Origin of the sequence: Rossellomorea aquimaris (assembly GCF_020172085.1) — a bacterium.
GTDB lineage: Bacteria > Bacillota > Bacilli > Bacillales > Bacillaceae_B > Rossellomorea > Rossellomorea aquimaris_E.
The window spans coordinates 1,072,719-1,092,248 of sequence record NZ_JAIVAT010000003.1 but is presented as its reverse complement, the minus strand read 5'-3'; the positions used below and the strand labels follow the sequence as shown (position 1 = coordinate 1,092,248).

Below are 19,530 nucleotides of genomic sequence, written 5' to 3'. Positions count from 1 at the left end.
ACTTATCCATATTTTATGTTGATGGTGAAAATTTGTGAAAAAAAAAGCTGATTCACATACCATAAATGGTCATATGAATCAGCAAAACATTCATCTATCATTATTCAATCAGGATAGCTTAACCTTCTAGAAGTAAATCTTCAGGGTTTTCAAGTAAGTCTTTCACCATTGCAAGGAACCCAACAGCTTCTTTACCATCAATGATTCTATGATCATACGATAAAGCAATGTACATCATAGGACGATTTTCCATTGTATCCTTATCAATGGCTACAGGACGAAGTTGAATTTTATGCATTCCAAGAATTCCAACTTGAGGTCCGTTTAAGATTGGAGTGGACAGAAGTGAACCGAATACCCCACCATTCGTAATCGTAAATGAACCACCTTGAAGATCTCCTAGCGATAATTTATTATTTCTAGCCTTAGTGGCCAGTTCCATAATTTCGCCTTCGATTTCTGCAAAGTTCTTGCGCTCACAATCACGTACGACCGGTACAACAAGCCCGTCATCTGTAGACACGGCTACACCGACATCATAGAATTTTTTCAGGACAATTTCGTCTCCATCAATCTCAGCATTGACATAAGGGTATTTCTTCAAAGCTGCTACTACTGCTTTTGTGAAGAAACTCATGAAACCAAGTCTTACATCATGATCATCAAAGAATTTGTCCTTCTTCCGTTTACGCAGCTCCATTACTTTACTCATATCAATTTCATTGAACGTCGTTAACATGGCTGCTGTTTGTTGAACCTCCACCAAACGTTTTGCAATCGTTTGACGACGACGGGACATTTTCTCACGTACTACCGGCTTTCCATCATCTTTCTTAGCAGGCGCTTTCTTCTCCTCGGCAGAAGGTTTAGAAGGTGCTTCAGCTGGTTTATTGCTATAGGCTTCAATGTCCTGTTTACGCACTCGGCCTAGTGGGTCTGTAGGCACATCAGAAAGGTCAATCCCTTTTTCACGTGCTAATTTTCGTGCTGCCGGAGAAGCGATTGGACGATTCTTTTTATCTTCTTTCGCTGTTGCATCTTCATTCGTGCTGTTTTCCTTCACTTCTTGCTTTGGCGCATCTTCTTTTGCTTCAGAAGAAGTGGACGCTGCTTCCCCTCCGGCACCAACAATGGCAATCACTTGACCGACTTCAACCGTATCACCTTCGCCTGCCTTTAGCTCTTTGATTGTACCGGCTTCTTCTGAAATGACTTCAACATTCACTTTATCCGTTTCAAGCTCGACAATATATTCGCCTTTTTCAACATAATCCCCTGGTTGTTTCAACCATTGTGCAATTGTACCTTCTGTAATTGATTCTGCTAATTCTGGAACTTTAATTTCTGCCACTGTGATGTCCTCCTCTTTCTTATCGGGTTAACGCTTCGGTAATAATCCGTGATTGTTCTTTTTTGTGTACAGTCGGTTCCCCTTCTGATGGACTGGAACGTCTGCGACGACCGACATAATGAACCTCTACTCCCTTTGGTGCAAGGTCTCTGAGTCGTGACTCCGCGAAGGTCCATGCCCCCATATTCTTAGGTTCTTCCTGAATCCAGACCAATTCTTTTAGATTTGGATATCTTTCTAAGATGGCTGTTATATCTCCTTTAGGGAAAGGATAAATTTCTTCGACTCTTAATATATGCAACCAATCTTTATCATCGATATCCTGAAGCTTCTCTTCTAAATCAATTGCAATCTTCCCACTGCATAATACCACTCTTTCAACGGCATCGGGATTTTCTCCAAGACCTTTTTGTTCAAGGACTGAATGGAATTCACCCTGTGCTAATTCATCTGCAGTGACGGCTGCAAATTGATTACGAAGTAAACTTTTCGGCGTCATAATGACCAGTGGCCGAACTTCTTCTTTTTGTAAGATGGCTGCCTGACGTCTTAAAATATGGAAGTATTGACCGGCTGTGGAACAATTGGCAACTGTCCAGTTATATTCTCCACCAAGCTGTAAAAATCGTTCAAGACGGGCGCTGGAGTGTTCAGGTCCCTGTCCTTCATATCCATGTGGAAGAAGCATGACAAGACCTGTTTTTTGTCCCCATTTTGCCCTTCCGGCAGAAATGAACTGATCAAACATCACTTGTGCCATGTTCGAGAAGTCACCAAATTGGGCTTCCCACAGCACCAGTGTTTCTGGAGCGAATACATTATACCCATATTCATATCCGACAACTGCTGTTTCGGTAAGAGGACTGTTATGGACAACAAATGATGCATGGCTATCCTTCAGGTTGTGTAAAGGAATGTATTCCTCACCGGATTTCTCATCATGAAGTACCAAGTGGCGCTGAGCAAATGTTCCCCTCTCAGAGTCCTGACCGGTCAATCGAATCGGCGTACCGTCCTTTAATATAGAAGCAAATGCCAGTGTCTCGGCATGTGCCCAATCAATTTTCCCTTTGCCTTCAAATACCTGACTTCTCCTCTTCAAGATGCGATCTAATTTCTTGAATACATTAAATCCATCCGGCCATTGAAGAAGTTCATTGTTAAGACCTTCAAGCTTTTCAAAATCAACGCTCGTATTGATTTCCGGTAGCCCGTTTGCTACATCCTCAGGAGGAGCCAGAACTGTGTCGGGATCATCATCTTTTGCCGGTACTTTATCATACGCAGCTTTCAACTCTTCTTCGATTTCAGTATCCATCTTCTCCACATCTGAATCAGTCAAAACCCCCTCAGATATTAGCTTATCTGCATACATCTTCTTAACATTCGGATGATTCTGAATGACAGAATACATCAATGGATTAGTCACCATCGGTTCGTCCATTTCATTGTGTCCAAATCGACGGTAACCGATTAAATCAATGACAAAATCCTTTCCAAATGTTTTACGATATTCATAGGCAAGTACCGCAGCAGCAAGACAAGCTTCTGGATCATCCGCATTGACATGCACGATAGGGACCTCGAATCCTTTAGCAGTATCAGATGCATATTTCGTCGAACGTGAATCGCGGCTCTCTGTCGTGAAACCAATCATATTGTTGGCGATGAGGTGTATCGAGCCTCCTGTATTATACCCGCGAAGTTGACTCATATTTAAAGTTTCAGCCACAACACCTTGACCAGGGAACGCAGCATCTCCATGAATCATGACAGCATAGGATGCTTCCGGTGATTGCTCTGGGTATCCCTTTTCTTCTCTAACTTCCTGAGCTGCACGTGTATATCCGGCAACGATCGGGCTCACAACTTCCAGGTGACTCGGGTTGTTGGCAAGTGTCACCCGTGCGCGTGCCGTAGGTGATTGTTGTGGGGAGATTTCACGGTCAGCCCCAAGATGATACTTAACATCACCCGTCCATCCGAATGTAATGCCAATCGAGCCTTCAGAAGGAATTAAATCCTTGCTCGGCGCATGTTGAAATTCTGCAAAGATCATTTCATACGGTTTCCCGATCACATGAGCCAATACGTTTAAGCGTCCTCGATGCGCCATACCGATATTCACTGTTTTAGCACCGGATTCAACTGAATAACGGACCATTTCGTCCAATAATGGAATCATTGCATCCAACCCTTCAATCGAGAAGCGTTTTTGGCCTACAAAGGTACGGTGTACGTATTTTTCAAAGCCGTCCACTTGAGCAAGTCGTCTTAATAATGCGACTTTTTTATCCTTTGAAAGTGGACTGAAATAGGATTCAGATTCAATTTTTTCTCTTAGCCAGTTCTTTTCTTCAAGTTCATGTACATGGGCATATTCAAATGCCAATTTATTTGTATAGACCTGCCTTAAGTGTTGAATCGCCTGTAAACCGTCTTTAATGTGAGAAGGTGCATTCGGACATAGGAAATCCACAGGGATTTGCTTTAAATCGTCTTCCGTAAGATTAAACTCAGACAGTTCGATTCTTCTTGTGTCCTTATTCCGGTCATTAAGGGGATTAATATCCGCAGCCAAATGACCATATGTACGAATATTATCTGCTAATTTAACCGCAGCCACCATTTTACTAAGAGCGGTTGGCTGTTCAGGTAGTGTAAAGGACGAGTCTCCATGCTGTGCGCTGGCGATGACCTTGACATCTTCAACTGTAGGAGGTCCCCATTGTTCAAATAATTCCTTTAGCTCAGGATCTACCTCTGATGGATCTTCAAGGAATTGTTCATAAACCTCCATTACATAACCCAGGTTTGGTCCGTAAAACGATTGCCACGGTTCCCCTTTTGCAGATTGCTTTTTCATTGTGAAAAACCTCCAACTATTTTGCCAGTTAGTATAATTTGGGTATCATGTATTCTTACAATTCATTATTCAAATTTCGTTATGCAAGAATAGTAATTTTTACTACATAAAAACGCTTACAAGGACATTTTATCACTGTGCAGTAGTAAGATAAAGTCTTTATAGCAAATTTCTCAAAATTTTGTTTTCCGCATTTCGTACGTGTCAATTACTTATATTCCCATAATAAATCTTTGGGAAACCTCTTCTTAAATCGACTATTCTGAAATAACATTTTATTAAGCGCTTTCTCATTCACCTTCTTGTATCCCTTTTTGAGTGTGCTTTTTTCATAAACCATCTTACTACTGTTACCTAAAAAAACCAAATATTTTTTGTTAATTTTGATGATTTTTTATTTAGTAATATGTTTATAGAGTAATAGATACAGATTTTTCGTCATCCCCTTAAAATGAACTCATCGCCCACCCATTGCATAGGATGTAACAAGAAAGAAACTCACCAATACTGTTTAAAGTGAGGTGGTTCACATGTTCCCATGGAGTTTATTTCCTTTCAATAAAGGGATGAAAGACCAAATGAACCAAATGAACCCGAAAGAAATGGATTCCTATATACAAGGAATGATGAAAAATATGTTCCCGGGCGGATGGGAAAGCATGATGAATCCGAATGAAATGATGAACGGGGCTCAGTCCTTTATGAATCCGATGGGGAATCATGGGCAGAAAAACAAACCGAAGGAAGATGAACGTTCTCCTTCTGCCATTCCTGCCAGTGTCTTTGAAACATTTGAAGACATCTATATCCGTTTTCACATTCCAAACGAGGAATGGATGAAGAATTTAAAAATATTCCACACGTCCAATCAGGCCATCATAGAGAACATTCCGGGGAATGAAGAAAGACAAGTGATCACTCTTCCTTGTTTAGTAAAGAAAAAAGGGGCTGTGGCTCAATTCAGGGAAGGTATCCTGGAACTGAAAATCCCTAAAAGCATTGATATGCAGTACACAGAAATAGACGTCTCAGAAAAGTACTGAGACGTCTGAAATGTTAATGGGCATATCTAAGGGAAATCCGTATGATGGTTCCATCAGGTTGGTTTCTCAAGGCCGTGATTTCACCGTCATAGTTCTGGATGAGCTTTGATGCAATGGCCAAACCAAGTCCATATCCACCCTTCTCCCTGCTTCTCGCTTTATCTACACGATAAAAACGATCGAAGACTTTTGGAAGATCTTCTTCAGGGATACCGATTCCCTCATCCTTTACCTCGATCATCACTTCCCCTTGATGCTCCATCATCTTCACTTCTATAGTTGAATTCTCATCAGAATACTTGACTGCGTTATCCAGCAGAATAATCATGATCTGCTCAAGGTGCCGTGGCATGATAGTCACCACAGCTTCCCGATTTAACTCATCAAAGGAAGAGAATGTATATTCCTTATGAAGGAACCGAAAGTCCCTTATCACTTTGTCCACTACTTTCTGGACATTTGCCCGTGCGTTTTCCAAATCGAACTTCTCCCGATCCGCCCTGGAAAGCTCCAGCAATTCACCTACCAGCCGCTTAACCCTTTCCAATTCTTCCAAGGACACTTGCAGGGATTCTTCCAGGATGGTTGGATCCTTTTTTCCCCATCTGTTCAATAACGCAAGATGCCCTTCGAGTACCTGAATGGGGGTTCTCAATTCATGGGAAGCATCTTCCACGAATTGTTGTTGCTGCTGAAAGGATTTTTCGATCTGACTCATCATTTTATTGAAAATCTGGGACAAATCACTGATTTCATCATGCGCCTTTACAATTTCGACTCGTTCGTGAAACCCTTTTCTTTCAATCGATCTCATCGTTTCAGAAAGCTTGTTCAGGGGACGTACAAATCTTTTAGCCATATAATAGCCAACGACTGCACTGATCAGAAGTGCCAAAATCCCTGTAATGGTCATCATCCAGAAAAGGTTTTTCATAATCTTTTCATAGCGGTTCAATGGTTGTATGATTTCTACAAACCCATTAAATCGGCTGGATTGAATCGGGGAGCGTCCAATAAGCATTTTCTTTCCCTCAGATTCAATCAGTGTTACAGATTTATCGTGGACAGGTTGAAACGGAACATAAAAGGATGTTTCATTCTCTCCTTTGATTTCCAATTCTTGATTTCCTTGACGATCCAAAATCCGTATTGTCTGGTCTTTTTCTGCAATTTGTTTCATCAAATCCCGGCTATCATAAATATCCTGAACTTGAATATTTTGGCCCCTTTGTTTAAAGAACACGTTGATTTCATCCAAAACCCGGCCAAAATTGTTTTCCTCCTCATCTAGCATCCACTTATTAATGGCGTGATATTGAAAGAAACTGAACAAGAAAAAAGCAAGGAATATGGCTGAACCGGCAGCCATAGCCCACTTCACCTTAAGGGATGAAGGCTTTAAACGATGGAAGTGTGTATTCATGTCCTCATCACATAACCCGTTCCACGTACGGTTTGGATATAGCTCTCTTCGTCTGGTGAATCAATTTTATTCCTTAAGTACCTGACGTAAACATCCACAACATTCGTTTCTACTTCAGTATCGTATCCCCATACTTTGTTCAATAAAACTTCCCGGGTCAACACAATATTCTTATTCTCTAAAAAGGCGAGTAAAAGGTCATATTCCCTTTTCGTCACCTCAATTTCTTCTTCAAGCTTAAAAACCTGCCTGGATTCTTTGTGTACGGTGATATCCCGGAAATGAAAAGTAGTCTGGGTAACAACCGTTTCCTCTTTTATAGCACGTCTGAAAACGGCCCTGAGTCTTGCTAATAACTCTTCGATGGCAAACGGTTTGACAATATAATCGTCCGCACCGCTGTCTAGTCCCGATACACGGTCCATCACGCTATCCCTTGCCGTTATCATTAGAATTGGAATGGATTTCACTTGACGTATCCGCCTGCATACCTCCAGACCATTCAAACCGGGAAGCATCAAGTCCAACAATATGATGTCCCATTCCTCTTCAAGAGCCTGTTCCAGGCCATCCCTCCCGTCGAAGGCGAGACCTACATCATACCCTTCATATTTGAGTTCCAATTCGATAAACCTGGATAGATTCTTCTCATCTTCAATGACTAAGATCCTTTTCACACAATCACCTGCTCAAATGCTTATTACACCTTATTTTAATTTAGTTTTATTAAAAATAAAATCATTAAGGGCATGGAATATTTCAATACCTTGATAAGTCATTAATGTAACGGCAGTAAAACTGAAAAATAATATAGGAATAATTCGAATCCACATGGTTCTAACCTCCCTTTTATCATTACTTTGATTTTCCTCCACCATCATTAAAATAGAATGAGAAAAGGGTGAATTTTCATTAAGAGATTCTTAGGTTTACATAATAAAATTACAATCAATTTAAAATGGTGGTATGAAAACACTCCCGTTGAGGAAAATTAGCTGTGTATAAATAAGAATGAGGTGCACGAAATGGATAGCAAGAAAACGTTAGATTTGTTTGCATTATCATCTATTCCTTTAGTAATGACCCTTGGAAATTCCATGTTAATTCCTGTTCTTCCTCAATTGGAGAAAGAATTAACCATAACTGGTTTTCAATCCAGCCTGATCATCACTGTCTATTCCATTATTGCCATCCTGTGCATTCCCATAGCGGGATTCTTGTCTGATCGCTTCGGTAGGAAGAAAATTTTGATACCCAGTCTGGTCATAGCTGGAATTGGTGGTCTCCTATGTGGTTTTGCGTCGATTTATGGTTCAAATGCTTATCTCTTTATCATCGTCGGAAGGATCATTCAAGGAATTGGTGCTGCGGGAGCCTTCCCGGTAGTTATTCCCACAGTTGGTGATTTGTATGACGAGGATGATCAGATCACCAAGGGGCTTGGACTCATTGAAACATCCAACACGTTCGGGAAGGTATTGAGCCCGGTATTAGGCGCATTATTTGCTGCATGGATTTGGTTTATTCCCTTCTTTTCCATTCCAGTCTTTTCTGCCATTTCAATTGTTCTCATTCTGTACTTTGTCAAAGTACCTCCTATTAAAGGGGAAGATACAAAGCAGACCATCAAAGAGTTCACACATGAAGTGAAAGTCCTTCTTGTTAAGGAAAGGAAATGGATATTCGGAATTTTCATCATCGGCATTCTTTCTATGTTCATACTTTTTGGATTTCTATATTATTTGTCAACCTTACTGGAACAGGCTTATAGCATCAATGGAGTCATGAAAGGGTTTTATCTGGCCATTCCCCTTCTTTTTTTATGTTTGACATCCTATATCACAGGAAAATGGATTGGAAAAAGCAAGGGTATAATGAAGTGGGTGATTGTATTAGGGACCCTGATGAGCTCGGTTGCGTTCATTCCTTTATTATTTAGTGAAGGAAAATGGATCATCATAACCATCTTTTCCATTGCAGGTATCGGTATGGGGGCAGCTTTGCCTTGTCTGGATGCATTGATCACAGAAGGTATCGAAAAGGAACATCGTGGCACAATAACGTCTATTTACAGTTCCATGAGGTTCACTGGTGTCGCTTTGGGACCTCCTATCGTGGCACTCATTGAACCAATGACCATTTTTATTATTTTTATCAGTCTCAGTATCTTCTCAAGTCTTGTTGGTATCTTTTTCATTAAGACTCCTGTCTCTCAGACACCTTCATTATCACCGAAAAAGGCATGACAAAAAACGGGGCCATGGTCGGTTCCGTTTTTTTATAAGGTTTATCAGCTTACCCCCCAATCGTTCATGGTTTATGTTTTTTCATATTGTGGTAGATATAACCATAAATATGGAAGAGATGCAAAAGGGGGAATCTGTATGACGTTGCTCATTGTAATCGTATCTTTCTTTATCCTGCTCATCCTAGCGGAAGAAATGGTGTATTATTTTTTACGGTCAAAGATCATGGACGATCCATCCAAAAGGGATAAAAATGAAGGGAAAATGAAAGAATGGTATTATAAAGTGAAATTAAAGCTTCATCATCCCCAATAACGTGTCTACATGACGGACAGAGAATTAATTTCTCTGTCCTTTTTCATTGAAAGATTACGATCTTTTAATCCACCGTTTCCCTTCCTGATACAGTTTTGGCAATCATTTGTCCTTTATTAATAAGGCTTTTTCCGCAAAAATTGTTGTTATTCTTCCACTGACGTTCGGCCGATCCTCCTCAGCAAAGACAGCTTCCGGGGTCTCGCCACGCCCGTTTGAGTCTCCGCAGTTCCCTTCACCCTTTAAAGCAGCAAGTGTTGACAGAACAAAAAAATTCTATAAATAGTTAAGAAAGAGAATTAGTACTATTAACTATAATTGATCTCTGCAACTACTAGAAAAAGAGATGGTGTAAGTATCCTGAACCGTACCCGATTATACTGAAACATTTTTGCTGGGAAAGTTGATTGGAGGGAAATCAACCACAACTCCTTACCTCCCTAAACAATAATGTTTACGAAAACAGTCATTAGTAAAGTCACTCTCAGCGAAATAATCGTGCAAAAAAAAGAAGACAAAAGCTTCAGCAAGGCTTTTGTCTTCAAAGGAAAGAAATTAGAATGGGTCTTACATAATAAAGATTTAAACAGATCAGAAAGCTACCCCACTTTCATTCTGTTTAGGGAGTGATAAATCCTTATTCATAAGCAAGATTCATTGTATCGCCCGAAAAAGTGAACTCTATTAAAACAAGATTAAAATTTGATGAGAATATATTCGATCTAGGAGGAAGTCTATCAACAATTAAACAGCTAAGCAGGTTTTATGTTATGATAAATAAGAATTCAGAATGTTACAATACATCTTATGGTTGAAAGGATGAAAAAATGAAAATCGATTTAAATTGTGATTTAGGAGAAAGTTTTGGTACATATACGGTCGGTAAAGATGAAGAAATGATGAATTATGTTACGTCAGTTAACATTGCATGCGGCTTTCATGCAGGTGATCCCCTTGTTATGAAACAAACCGTTACAAATGCACTGAAGCATCATGTAAACATTGGCGCACACCCGGGGTTACCCGATCTTCAGGGATTTGGTAGAAGAATGATGCACATCTCACCTGAGGAGGCCTATGCTTTCATCCAATATCAGATTGGTGCACTCAACGGTTTTGTAAAGGCACAGGGTGGGAAGCTATCACATGTAAAGCCTCATGGAGCTTTATACAATATGGCTGCCAAGGATTTCACACTTGCTAAATCGATTGCTGAAGCCGTATACGACATAGACCCTACCCTGACTCTATTCGGATTATCACAAAGCGAACTCACGAGAGCCGGCGAAGAAATCGGCTTACACGTCGCTCATGAAGTTTTTGCAGATCGATCCTATCAATCCGATGGTACATTAACTCCACGCTCTCTTCCAAATGCCGTACTACATAATGAGAAGGAAGTGGAAGAGCAAGTCCTTCGAATGGTGGAAAAACAGGAAGTGGTGTCAATCGATGGGAAGATTGTTTCCATCCTTGCAGACACGGTTTGTCTGCACGGGGATAATGAAGCGGCCTTATCTCTCGCTAAACGTTTATTTAATAAGTTAAGGGTATGAAACAGGGCGATCATCCGCTCTGTTTCATACCCTTGAAAGAAGGTAAATCAGTGAGGGAGATGGAGGTTCTATATGAACAAGACAGCACTTTTAACGGGATTAAGGTGGGGGTTCATCTTTCTCGTAGCATTCGTCATTTTCGTTTACTCATACAAACGGGTCATGTTGCATTCCGGTATTGAATCAGCGATACACAAAGTTGCCCCCCAGGCAACCATAGTTGGAATCATTCAGACTCATACTACAACCAGCAAGAACAAAATCTATAGGGCTCTTTATAAAACGACCGAGGGAAAATGCTTCAACGCATCATTCAAACGTGAAGATTACACAATCCTTGAAAATCAGGAATCCACTTGTCAATAAAGGAGCAAATAGATGAAAAGGGCCATTCATATCTTTCCTACATTTCATACACCTAACAAAATACAGGAAATCAGAAAGAGATACGATCCACTATCAAACAAAATCCCTCCCCATATCACACTCGTTTTCCCATTTGATTCATGCATACCCCAAAAGGAACTGATTCAGCATGTTGAATCAGTTGCGAACCTCTTTTCTCCGTTCAGCCTTACTATGAATGGCATGACTGGATCTGATGAAGAATATTTATTCTTGAATGTTAAACAGGGAAACGATCCACTTATACATTTACACGATGAATTATACAAAGGAATTCTGTCCTCTTTTCGGAATGTTCATATTACATACATCCCCCATATGACTCTAGGAAGGCTCGCGGATCGGGAAAAATGGACTGCCGTCGTTGAGGACTATAAGGATTGGGCAGAAAACTTTCAAACCGTTGTAAAGGAAATTGTCGTAGAAGAAATTGGAGCGGACGAAGTTGCCCATATCATCGGCAGGGTACGACTTAACGAAAACAGGTTTCAACTTCAGCTCTAAGAGGAATGTAAACGAATAGGTCTTACATGAAATGAGGGATATATATGAATAAAACACTCACGATCGATACTAAAAAGCGTGATGAAATGATCGACATTACGGATTATGTACAAGATATCATTTACCTTTCAGGAATGAAAGAAGGTCTTGCAGTAGTGCAATCACTACACACAACAGCCGGTATCACAGTAAATGAAAATGCCGACCCTGATGTGAAAACCGACTTTCTCAGGCGGTTAGATGAAGTATATCCTTGGCATCATCCTTCCGATCTACATGGTGAAGGGAATACAGCGGCGCATATGAAAACGAGTACCGTCGGCCATTCTCAAACGCTCATCGTTTCGGATGGTCACCTAATACTTGGAACGTGGCAGGGGATATACCTTTGTGAATTCGATGGTCCACGTTCAAGAAGGAAAGTGACCGTTAAAGTTATTCCTTCTGATTAAACCTTAGTATCCTGCCTCGAGTCTACTGGTAATGAAGGATGTTGAGAAGTCTACAGACTTCTCAACATCCTATTTTATCGGGTACGATTTCATTTACCCATGACAAATAACCTTATTCTAAAAAGCGATTACGAATGTTTTCGGAAGGGAGCATACAAAATTCCTGTTTACCGAACCACTTGTATCTATTTCTTGCAACCACCCTATACAACTTATCTCTCAAAGGTTTGGGAATAATGAGAAAAACACTCAACACCCTCCATGGCCATACTAGTCTCGTACAAACCTTCAGGGCTGCTGTCGATTCGATAAATGCATGGTGTTCTTCCACCAATACGAAGCTGTCTGTCGTTTTAGGAATGTTATGCTTTTCTAATAATTCCTGCCCAAACCTGCTTTGTAGCGAGGCAAATCGAAACGTCCCCTCAGGATCGCGATCAATGATGAATCGGACGCTATTATTGCAAAAATTACATATGCCATCAAATAATATTACCTGCATGTCACCAACCCTTGTCCTAATTTAATATCGATCCCTTATACTTTTATACCTTCATAAAGAATGATCAAGAAATACACTTTCCCGTGGTTCGGATTCTATTATACATGTTCTGATAAGTGTCCTGCCCTATTAAAGGATCGGACAATCCATTCGCCTTTTTCAAAATGGAGATCAGTGAGGCATCCATTCATGAGTTTTACATGGCCAAGATCAGTCGCATCTTTATGGAACTCCCGAATGATGGCACTTATGACGGCTCCATGAGCGACGACCAGAACCTTTTTATCCGGAAATTGTTGAAGAATATTTCTTAATCCATTGTGCACTCTCTCTACAAGTTCTTCATACGATTCCATGTTAGGGAACGTAAAGTCCGGAAATTGCTTTTCTCGATCTTCACGAAGCATTCCTTCCCCTTCACCGAAAAACCGCTCTTTGAAATGATCCATCTCTACAATATCCAGGTCTAATGCCCCATTGATGATCTCTGCGGTTTTCTTCGCTCTCAGCAGCGAAGTGGTGATTAGTGCATCCCATTGATCGGCCTTTAAAGCCTCCCTGCACATTGCCGCTTGTTGTTCCCCGGTTTCGTTTAATGGAATATCGGTTTGCCCCTGTAACTTTCCTTTCAGATTCCAATCCGTTTGTCCGTGTCGGACGAAGCATATATGTGTCATCTCTTCTTCACCTGCCGTTTGATTTAAAGTGTACTTCCCCATTTACACTCAGGGGACTGTCCCAGTGTGAACGGTTCATCAGAAAGTATTATTTTACTAACTTTTATGATATACTATATTACCATTAATTAAGATAATTTCGAAAGTTTTAAATTAACATGCAGTATAAGGAGTTGGCTGAAGAAATGAGAGACGAATTATTCTATTTGGGACAAAAAATAGTTTCCCATAAATCAGAAATTGCCCAAGGGGTCATTCACTATCAGGAACAGCGATATTCCGACCAGTTGAAGCTGTCTGGAATAAAAAAGGAACAACTCACAGAATGGCGTATGCAATTAATTGAAATGCTGGGACAATCCTTGTATGAAGACAAAGTGGAAACATTCAGGAAAGTTAAAGAGTGGACAGGGAGAATTGGAAAAGTGGCCCTTGAAAAAGGACTGCCTCTCAATGAATCTTTAAAAACGTTGTCCGCATTCCGTACTGCCATATGGGACATATTCACTGAACAATTGCATGATAACCAAATTTCCGCTGCCCTTATGCTCCAGGTAAATAAAGAAATCAATCCCATACTGGATGAAATTGCTTTTCTATTGAACGAAGTATTTCTTACCAAACAAAAAGATCAGCTTGCGTTAATACATAACGCAATGGATGAACTTTCGGCACCGATTGTACCGATCGCAGAGAAGATTGCCATCCTTCCTCTCATTGGGGAAATCGATACACATAGAGCGAGCTCAGTCATGGAAACAGCATTAAGGAAGAGTTCTGAATTACAATTGGATTTTTTATTCATTGATATTTCCGGTGTTGCTATCATGGACACAATGGTTTCCCATAATATCTATCAAATCATCAATGCCCTTAAAATGATGGGTGTACAATCTGTATTAACCGGAATTCGCCCAGAAGTGGCTCATACATTAGGGAATCTTGGGATTACGTTTGAAGACTTGAAAACAAGCGCGAGTCTAAAGAAAGCCCTTGAAGACGTAGGGTTCACCCAATATAAAATGGTCCTCCCTGTATAATTATAAAACCCAGATTCCGTCAGACACGGCTTCTGGGTTTTTTCACAAATAAGATTATAAGTAGTCTTTTTTCACTTTGTGATGGAGCAGGATTTGTATACTCTGAACAGCCATATAGATCGGTATGGACCAATACATTTTGTAGCCCTTATCGAAGTGAAAAATCCCGATTTTCACTGAAATCCATTCCATCAAAAGGGAGAAAGCGGTCCATATCAATATGTATGCAAGATTCATGATCCCATTAATCCTCAACTTTTTGTATATATAAATAAAAAAATAGCTATAAGGACCGTACATAATATAGCTGACGAAATCAATTCCCTGGTAGGCAGAGCTGTCATTTACATCGTAAAAGTCCCAAGGCGGTATACTGATGGTGTGATCATAAAACATTCCGATTGATATTCCATAAACAAAGTAGCTGAAGCCCTCAAGGAAGGAAAAAATCTTTGGAGTCACCCATATCAACAACAGAAGTCCAATCACGCTGATGATGATGAACCACTCATTCCAATCAAATGATCTTTCATAAATTCTGTCCAATTCTTCCCTCCTCCTTCTTCATCAAGTGGTAGAGCCCTTTCCCCATCCATATACATATCAGCAGATATACACCATTAATAATGACAGTATTCAACAAACTCCACTCCGGGTAAGAAAGGGAGTGAAAATAAACATGGAGGACATCCAATACGCTGATAAAGAATAAAAGACAAAGAAAGCAGATCACTTTATCTCTTCTTTTCACATAATATAAATTACCATTTGCCATTATCACCCCTACTAGAGGTAAAATACACTCCCGGTTAATCAGCAGGCTGATAAATTGAATGACATCCTCGGATGCCTTCATCCACTCTAAATTGTACGTCAATATCGTTATATAATTAGTGGAAATAATGGATAACACCAAAAATTGAATGGCATTAGCAGTAAATGAAAGTTTCTTCTTCATAAATAGAACGATATAAATTAAGATGATTAAAACTGAAATAAAGAAAGGAAGTGACATAGTATTCTCCTCTTACTTTTTTCATTATTGTTCCCTTAATTTCTCCGATACATAACACTCAGAGAGCACCAAGATGTTTGAATTGGATGTAAAAGGGAAAATAAGGAACAGTAATCAAGGAGGTAGATCGATGAAACATGAACCTGTAAACCCTATGTATGCAAAAGATGAAATCAATGAGATTTTTGTAGATGGCTTGCAGCGAGACCTCTCACCTGAAGAGGAAAAACTTATCTCCGGCTGGACCCAATCTTTCGATAAGAGTGAACGAGCAACCATCATCAATCTTTTGAAGGAATTATTAAACAAACACAAGAGACATGACTAAACTATTTGTTGTTAGCCACTGATCTCAAAGCAGTTGAAATATGAAAAGGCAAGCCCGACATGATGGGCTTGCCTTTTCTCAATCTATTTAGAGTCTCTCTTACATATCATTTGTTAATTCTAATAGTTTATCAATGTCAACGCGATAGATTGGGCGCTTTATATCCTCTTGTCCAAGTTCTACGGTATCTTCTAGTACTTCATCAATGTTCATACTTATAAATACCTCCCAGGTTGTTAATGTCAGAATGAGACACACGGATGATTTGTTCTCTTCACTACTATATAATACGAATGCATTATGTCATTCCTGGGGGTACTTTTCAATTATTTTTGATTTGAATTGTAGATAATAATCAGAAATTTGAATCAAATGCTACAGTATGTTATCGTTAAGCAACACTTGATTCTACTTAAATAGTAATAAATGGGTAGAATAGCTCTCTCCTTTAAGGAGGCATACCAATGAAACGATTTTCAATGCTTCACGTACCTAAGGATTTCAGGCATAGAGGGCGACCGGCTGTAACTGTTCATGTCTTACCTGTCCATAAAGAATACGTTGCGGTAGGTAAATCATTAAGTGGTAACGGTAAAGCTGCAAACAACAAAGAAAAACTAGCCGCGTATTATGCGTATCTAGATACAATACAATGAACGCTTATCTATAATAAACAGCTGATCAGAACGTCATCTGATCAGCTGTTTTAGTTTCAAATATCATCTTTCTTTATAAACCTTTCTTGATATTCATTTAATATATTTCGATGGCTACCCACCATGGCTTGTGGCAGGCTGTCAAATGGATAAAAGGTGAGGTGTATGGATTCTGATGGATCTGCTATCATCTCACCATGAAATTCGTTTGTAAAATAGGCGGTTGTGACAACGTAGAATTCATCGCCATTTTCTGCTTTAATGTATTGATCAGCACCAGAGTATACGTTTAACAAGTGTAATTCTCCCAATTGTAGACCCGTTTCTTCTACGACTTCCCTTCTCGCTGTCTCTTCAGTCGATTCTGCCAGTTCCATCAATCCTCCAGGAAGGCCCCAGGTACCCATTGGAAACCTTCGTTGCTGAAGAAGCACTTCATCCTTCTCATTTAATATAATGGCTACCGCACCGACCAATATCAGCGGACGCGTCCCGACCACTTTTCTTAATTCTTCTATGTATCCCATTTACAACTCACATCTCCCAAAAGGACTGAAATGGTCCATAATCGTTTACAATCTTTTATAACGGTATGTACTCGCACACTTCAAAACCATTCCCGTCCAAATCATAAAACTCAAAGTATGTGACATCTTCATCCTCTTTAATTTTCCCGACTTCAACCCCTTTCTCCAAAAGCTTTAATTGCGTTTCCTCCAGTGCATCAGAAAACAATATCGGTTTGATGGATGAGGGACGGACCTCCCCTGCTTGAATCGTAAGGGTGGACTCCCCTACCCCAATCTTAAAAACCAAATACTTTCCTGAATTGAAAACCTGTTCTAACTCCAATATCTCTTCATACCAATGATGAGCTTTCTCTAAATCCCTTACCAGAATATGGACCGTATCGATTTTTGAGAACAATGAGGTTTCCTCCTTACATAGAGTTAATCTTTTAATAGAGTCAAATGACCTACAATTTCCTTTGCTTCATATTTTTCCATAGGGGGAAGGGCAATAACGGTCAGGGATCCCTCTTTTATCTCCGTTAAGCCACTGTCGTGTATACTGAAATATCCTTTCTCCTCTATCTTCTTCAGCTCTGTCCATTTACCCTTTAAAACCACTTTTTTCATTCCTGTTTGTACCCATTCAATAAAGTCAGCCTGCTTGTCTTGAAACGGTGAATCCTGCGACATCAACGAAAGTGTACTCAAGGTTGCAGCATGCGCCACCTGCGCAGCCGTTTTACCTTTCGACATCTTCAGGTCCTTATTAACGATAAAATATTGCACAAGATCCTTCGCCATTTGTGTGATCCTCCCTTTTGGTTAATCTATGATATTATCCTACCACAAACACGCTTACTTCCTCCTTAGTTTCACCTTGTTATTTTCAATCGAGACAATTTTCACCTTCTCACCAACGGTAAAGTCCAAATACTCATCACAGTCCACTGAAAATGTACGACCATTATCAAATTTCATGGCACATGATGGATTTCTCTTTGAAACGTCGAGTATTTCTCCCGATCTGATGCCTACAGGATTCAACCCCTTCCTCTCAGGAAAGTATTTTTCTTCGATTACCACCCAATCTTGTTGGATGCTTTCCACTACCTTTATGATCACTAAACTCACCAATATGAAAACCAACATTCCCAGGATCGTTGTTTTCACCCAGAATACTTTCACAAGACTCCCCCTTTTCTTTCGTTTCCAACCAACAAGGGAGTATATGTAAAGGATGAGCTAAACATTCGAATACGCTATAAAGTGGAAATTAATTCTACTTGCAAATTGATGATAGTGGATTTATACTGAAACTAACGACCGTTAGTTAGTTATAGGAGATGATTCAACTTGAATGATAATAAACAACGAATAAAGAACGTTGCACTGGATTACTTCGGACAAAAAGGATATGAAGATACTTCCTTGGCGGAAATCGCCAAAGAGGTCGGAATTAAAAAACCTTCTATTTATAATCACTTCCGGAGTAAAGAGGATTTGTTTGTGGAAGTTTTGGAGGATCTTATTGCATCCGAAGTCACGGCCTACAGATTGACTGAAGGAAAAATGAATCACCAAGAACCCCTATTAAATATCAGAAAGCTCTTTGACTTATTCTGTCATCGTTTGATGACAACGAAAGAAGCATTATTGTGGAAGAGGGTTACATTCTTTCCTCCAGAACCATTTAAAGATTTGATACAGGAGCACTTTATACACTTCGAAAAGGTAACCACTTCCATATTAGTGTCTGTTTTTCGTGAAGGGGTTAAACAGAGCCTGTTTCAAGGGATTACAGAGGATGAATTTGTGGCATCGTTTTTATGCTTGGTTGACGGTGTCTTTTTAGAGCATCACTATTACACCAAGGAAATATTCGAGCAACGAATCCAATCGGCTTGGAAGGTATACGAGCGTGGAGTATCAAGTTACAAAGGAGAGTAGCATCATGGGTTGGCTATATGTGATCATTGGAGGGATCCTGGAGATAGGATGGGCGACCGGTTTATCCCTTTCAGAAGGATTTACTAAACCGGTGCCTAGTGTCATTACGGCATCCCTCATATTGGTGAGTTTTTACTTTTTCTCTCATTCCATGAGATTATTGCCCATTGGGACTGCCTATGCGGTCTTCACCGGAATCGGCGCAGCAGGCACTGCTGTAGTTGGGATGTTCTTCTTGAATGAAGGGATAAGTCTATTGAAAATTGCATTTATTTCGTTACTCATTTTCGGAGTCATCGGATTGAAAATGAGTGATAAGGGCGAAAAAGATACGGGAGGTGCTCTCTGATGGCGTGGATGTTCCTCATTTTTGCAGGGTTCTCTGAAGTGGTCATGGTGACGTTCATGAAACTCTCAGAAGGTTATAAGAAGCTCTTTCCATCCCTAATAAGCTTTGCAGCAGGAGCAATGAGTTTTTACTTATTATCACTGTCCCTCCTCGATATTCCAGTAAGCACCGGATATGGAATTTGGACTGGAATTGGATCTGCCGGTGCCGTGATCATGGGAATGGTGTTCTTCCATGAAAGAAAGGACGGCAAAAGACTCTTTTTTATCTGCTGTATTGTTGGCAGTATCATTGGGTTGAAGTTCATATCTTAAGAAGAAAAGATCTTGTCCCATTTGGGCAA

General features: G+C 40.1%; 25 protein-coding genes. 13 read left to right on the top strand and 12 right to left on the bottom strand.

Annotated features, from left to right (window positions below):
• Positions 1-118: 118 nt before the first annotated feature.
• Both odhB and LCL96_RS06425 read right to left on the bottom strand, forming a co-directional pair.
• Positions 119-1,351: a 2-oxoglutarate dehydrogenase complex dihydrolipoyllysine-residue succinyltransferase gene (gene odhB / locus LCL96_RS06430; protein ID WP_224940593.1), complete on the bottom strand. Its 1,233-nt coding sequence runs from the start codon at positions 1,349-1,351 to the stop codon at positions 119-121.
• A gap of 19 nt (positions 1,352-1,370) precedes the next feature.
• Entirely contained in the window at positions 1,371-4,217 is a 2,847-nt protein-coding gene (locus tag LCL96_RS06425; RefSeq protein WP_224940592.1) for a 2-oxoglutarate dehydrogenase E1 component, read from the bottom strand.
• Between the two features lie 530 nt (positions 4,218-4,747).
• Between LCL96_RS06425 and LCL96_RS06420 the strand changes: the two genes are divergently transcribed.
• The gene (locus tag LCL96_RS06420) at positions 4,748-5,260 is read left to right on the top strand and encodes an Hsp20/alpha crystallin family protein (protein WP_224940591.1); all 513 of its coding nucleotides are present in this window, start codon (positions 4,748-4,750) and stop codon (positions 5,258-5,260) included.
• Positions 5,261-5,273: 13 nt separating this feature from the next.
• Here LCL96_RS06420 and LCL96_RS06415 read toward each other — a convergent pair whose 3' ends face one another.
• Both LCL96_RS06415 and LCL96_RS06410 read right to left on the bottom strand, forming a co-directional pair.
• Positions 5,274-6,683 carry a HAMP domain-containing histidine kinase gene (locus LCL96_RS06415; RefSeq protein ID WP_224940590.1) on the bottom strand — a complete coding sequence of 470 codons (1,410 nt, stop codon included), beginning with the start codon at positions 6,681-6,683 and terminating at the stop codon, positions 5,274-5,276.
• Entirely contained in the window at positions 6,680-7,360 is a 681-nt protein-coding gene (locus LCL96_RS06410; protein WP_224940589.1) for a response regulator transcription factor, read from the bottom strand. The genes LCL96_RS06415 and LCL96_RS06410 overlap by 4 nt, the downstream gene beginning before the upstream one ends.
• A 348-nt stretch (positions 7,361-7,708) precedes the next feature.
• Here LCL96_RS06410 and LCL96_RS06405 point away from each other — a divergent pair, with 348 nt between their 5' ends.
• From LCL96_RS06405 to LCL96_RS06380, 6 genes are all read left to right on the top strand, one after another.
• Complete coding sequence (locus tag LCL96_RS06405; protein ID WP_224940588.1) at positions 7,709-8,929, top strand: MFS transporter; 1,221 nt, start codon at positions 7,709-7,711, stop codon at positions 8,927-8,929.
• 138 nt (positions 8,930-9,067) lie between these two features.
• Positions 9,068-9,244, top strand: a complete 177-nt coding sequence (locus LCL96_RS06400) for a hypothetical protein (protein ID WP_224940587.1) — start codon at positions 9,068-9,070, stop codon at positions 9,242-9,244.
• Positions 9,245-10,071: 827 nt separating this feature from the next.
• Positions 10,072-10,800 (top strand): LamB/YcsF family protein, encoded by a 729-nt coding sequence (locus tag LCL96_RS06395; protein ID WP_224940586.1) that lies wholly within the window; start codon positions 10,072-10,074, stop codon positions 10,798-10,800.
• Positions 10,801-10,872: 72 nt separating this feature from the next.
• Positions 10,873-11,166: a hypothetical protein gene (locus LCL96_RS06390; protein ID WP_224940585.1), complete on the top strand. Its 294-nt coding sequence runs from the start codon at positions 10,873-10,875 to the stop codon at positions 11,164-11,166.
• Positions 11,167-11,178: 12 nt separating this feature from the next.
• The gene (locus LCL96_RS06385) at positions 11,179-11,709 is read left to right on the top strand and encodes a 2'-5' RNA ligase family protein (protein WP_224940584.1); all 531 of its coding nucleotides are present in this window, start codon (positions 11,179-11,181) and stop codon (positions 11,707-11,709) included.
• Between the two features lie 44 nt (positions 11,710-11,753).
• The gene (locus LCL96_RS06380) at positions 11,754-12,161 is read left to right on the top strand and encodes a secondary thiamine-phosphate synthase enzyme YjbQ (protein ID WP_224940583.1); all 408 of its coding nucleotides are present in this window, start codon (positions 11,754-11,756) and stop codon (positions 12,159-12,161) included.
• A 112-nt stretch (positions 12,162-12,273) separates the two neighbouring features.
• Here the strand turns inward: LCL96_RS06380 and LCL96_RS06375 are convergent, their stop codons facing one another.
• On the bottom strand, positions 12,274-12,663 hold the full coding sequence (locus LCL96_RS06375; protein ID WP_224940582.1) for a thiol-disulfide oxidoreductase DCC family protein: 390 nt from the start codon (positions 12,661-12,663) through the stop codon (positions 12,274-12,276).
• A gap of 98 nt (positions 12,664-12,761) precedes the next feature.
• A complete protein-coding gene (locus tag LCL96_RS06370; protein ID WP_224940581.1) occupies positions 12,762-13,340 on the bottom strand; it encodes a histidine phosphatase family protein in 579 nt (192 codons plus the stop codon).
• A 185-nt stretch (positions 13,341-13,525) separates the two neighbouring features.
• Here LCL96_RS06370 and LCL96_RS06365 point away from each other — a divergent pair, with 185 nt between their 5' ends.
• Complete coding sequence (locus LCL96_RS06365) at positions 13,526-14,380, top strand: STAS domain-containing protein (RefSeq protein WP_224940580.1); 855 nt, start codon at positions 13,526-13,528, stop codon at positions 14,378-14,380.
• A gap of 54 nt (positions 14,381-14,434) precedes the next feature.
• Here the strand turns inward: LCL96_RS06365 and LCL96_RS06360 are convergent, their stop codons facing one another.
• The gene (locus LCL96_RS06360; RefSeq protein WP_224940579.1) at positions 14,435-14,926 is read right to left on the bottom strand and encodes a hypothetical protein; all 492 of its coding nucleotides are present in this window, start codon (positions 14,924-14,926) and stop codon (positions 14,435-14,437) included.
• Positions 14,910-15,395 (bottom strand): hypothetical protein, encoded by a 486-nt coding sequence (locus LCL96_RS06355; protein ID WP_224940578.1) that lies wholly within the window; start codon positions 15,393-15,395, stop codon positions 14,910-14,912. The genes LCL96_RS06360 and LCL96_RS06355 overlap by 17 nt, the downstream gene beginning before the upstream one ends.
• Positions 15,396-15,525: 130 nt before the next feature.
• Between LCL96_RS06355 and LCL96_RS06350 the strand changes: the two genes are divergently transcribed.
• Together LCL96_RS06350 and LCL96_RS06345 are read left to right on the top strand one after the other, a co-directional pair.
• A complete protein-coding gene (locus LCL96_RS06350; protein ID WP_224940577.1) occupies positions 15,526-15,723 on the top strand; it encodes a hypothetical protein in 198 nt (65 codons plus the stop codon).
• Between the two features lie 464 nt (positions 15,724-16,187).
• Entirely contained in the window at positions 16,188-16,379 is a 192-nt protein-coding gene (locus LCL96_RS06345; protein ID WP_224940576.1) for a hypothetical protein, read from the top strand.
• Between the two features lie 56 nt (positions 16,380-16,435).
• On the opposite strand, the gene LCL96_RS06340 is transcribed toward LCL96_RS06345, so the two are convergent.
• Genes LCL96_RS06340 through LCL96_RS06325 form a run of 4 tightly spaced genes read right to left on the bottom strand, consistent with a single transcriptional unit; the run spans position 16,436 to position 18,076 of the window.
• Positions 16,436-16,906, bottom strand: coding sequence for an NUDIX hydrolase (locus LCL96_RS06340; RefSeq protein ID WP_224940575.1), 471 nt, complete (start codon positions 16,904-16,906; stop codon positions 16,436-16,438).
• Positions 16,907-16,961: 55 nt separating this feature from the next.
• Positions 16,962-17,306 carry a VOC family protein gene (locus LCL96_RS06335; protein WP_224940574.1) on the bottom strand — a complete coding sequence of 115 codons (345 nt, stop codon included), beginning with the start codon at positions 17,304-17,306 and terminating at the stop codon, positions 16,962-16,964.
• Positions 17,307-17,329: 23 nt separating this feature from the next.
• Entirely contained in the window at positions 17,330-17,692 is a 363-nt protein-coding gene (locus LCL96_RS06330; RefSeq protein WP_224940573.1) for an aminoacyl-tRNA hydrolase, read from the bottom strand.
• A 54-nt stretch (positions 17,693-17,746) separates the two neighbouring features.
• A complete protein-coding gene (locus tag LCL96_RS06325; protein ID WP_224940572.1) occupies positions 17,747-18,076 on the bottom strand; it encodes a hypothetical protein in 330 nt (109 codons plus the stop codon).
• A 168-nt stretch (positions 18,077-18,244) separates the two neighbouring features.
• Here LCL96_RS06325 and LCL96_RS06320 point away from each other — a divergent pair, with 168 nt between their 5' ends.
• Genes LCL96_RS06320 through LCL96_RS06310 form a run of 3 tightly spaced genes read left to right on the top strand, consistent with a single transcriptional unit; the run spans position 18,245 to position 19,501 of the window.
• A complete protein-coding gene (locus LCL96_RS06320) occupies positions 18,245-18,838 on the top strand; it encodes a TetR/AcrR family transcriptional regulator (protein WP_224940571.1) in 594 nt (197 codons plus the stop codon).
• A gap of 4 nt (positions 18,839-18,842) precedes the next feature.
• A complete protein-coding gene (locus LCL96_RS06315) occupies positions 18,843-19,187 on the top strand; it encodes a DMT family transporter (RefSeq protein ID WP_224940570.1) in 345 nt (114 codons plus the stop codon).
• Positions 19,187-19,501, top strand: coding sequence for a DMT family transporter (locus tag LCL96_RS06310; protein WP_224940569.1), 315 nt, complete (start codon positions 19,187-19,189; stop codon positions 19,499-19,501). Before LCL96_RS06315 ends, LCL96_RS06310 begins: the two co-directional genes overlap by 1 nt.
• The last annotated feature ends 29 nt before the right edge of the window (positions 19,502-19,530 follow it).

Coding starts and splice junctions, on each gene's coding strand:
- LCL96_RS06370 (WP_224940581.1), bottom strand. CDS start 13,340: ATGACACATATATGCTTCGTCCGACACGGACAAACGGATTGGAATCTG.
- LCL96_RS06405 (WP_224940588.1), top strand. CDS start 7,709: ATGGATAGCAAGAAAACGTTAGATTTGTTTGCATTATCATCTATTCCT.
- LCL96_RS06385 (WP_224940584.1), top strand. CDS start 11,179: ATGAAAAGGGCCATTCATATCTTTCCTACATTTCATACACCTAACAAA.
- LCL96_RS06310 (WP_224940569.1), top strand. CDS start 19,187: ATGGCGTGGATGTTCCTCATTTTTGCAGGGTTCTCTGAAGTGGTCATG.
- LCL96_RS06400 (WP_224940587.1), top strand. CDS start 9,068: ATGACGTTGCTCATTGTAATCGTATCTTTCTTTATCCTGCTCATCCTA.
- LCL96_RS06315 (WP_224940570.1), top strand. CDS start 18,843: ATGGGTTGGCTATATGTGATCATTGGAGGGATCCTGGAGATAGGATGG.
- LCL96_RS06390 (WP_224940585.1), top strand. CDS start 10,873: ATGAACAAGACAGCACTTTTAACGGGATTAAGGTGGGGGTTCATCTTT.
- LCL96_RS06330 (WP_224940573.1), bottom strand. CDS start 17,692: ATGGCGAAGGATCTTGTGCAATATTTTATCGTTAATAAGGACCTGAAG.
- LCL96_RS06425 (WP_224940592.1), bottom strand. CDS start 4,217: ATGAAAAAGCAATCTGCAAAAGGGGAACCGTGGCAATCGTTTTACGGA.
- LCL96_RS06345 (WP_224940576.1), top strand. CDS start 16,188: ATGAAACGATTTTCAATGCTTCACGTACCTAAGGATTTCAGGCATAGA.
- LCL96_RS06420 (WP_224940591.1), top strand. CDS start 4,748: ATGTTCCCATGGAGTTTATTTCCTTTCAATAAAGGGATGAAAGACCAA.
- LCL96_RS06365 (WP_224940580.1), top strand. CDS start 13,526: ATGAGAGACGAATTATTCTATTTGGGACAAAAAATAGTTTCCCATAAA.
- LCL96_RS06395 (WP_224940586.1), top strand. CDS start 10,072: ATGAAAATCGATTTAAATTGTGATTTAGGAGAAAGTTTTGGTACATAT.
- LCL96_RS06355 (WP_224940578.1), bottom strand. CDS start 15,395: ATGTCACTTCCTTTCTTTATTTCAGTTTTAATCATCTTAATTTATATC.
- LCL96_RS06340 (WP_224940575.1), bottom strand. CDS start 16,906: ATGGGATACATAGAAGAATTAAGAAAAGTGGTCGGGACGCGTCCGCTG.
- LCL96_RS06375 (WP_224940582.1), bottom strand. CDS start 12,663: ATGCAGGTAATATTATTTGATGGCATATGTAATTTTTGCAATAATAGC.
- LCL96_RS06380 (WP_224940583.1), top strand. CDS start 11,754: ATGAATAAAACACTCACGATCGATACTAAAAAGCGTGATGAAATGATC.
- LCL96_RS06350 (WP_224940577.1), top strand. CDS start 15,526: ATGAAACATGAACCTGTAAACCCTATGTATGCAAAAGATGAAATCAAT.
- LCL96_RS06415 (WP_224940590.1), bottom strand. CDS start 6,683: ATGAATACACACTTCCATCGTTTAAAGCCTTCATCCCTTAAGGTGAAG.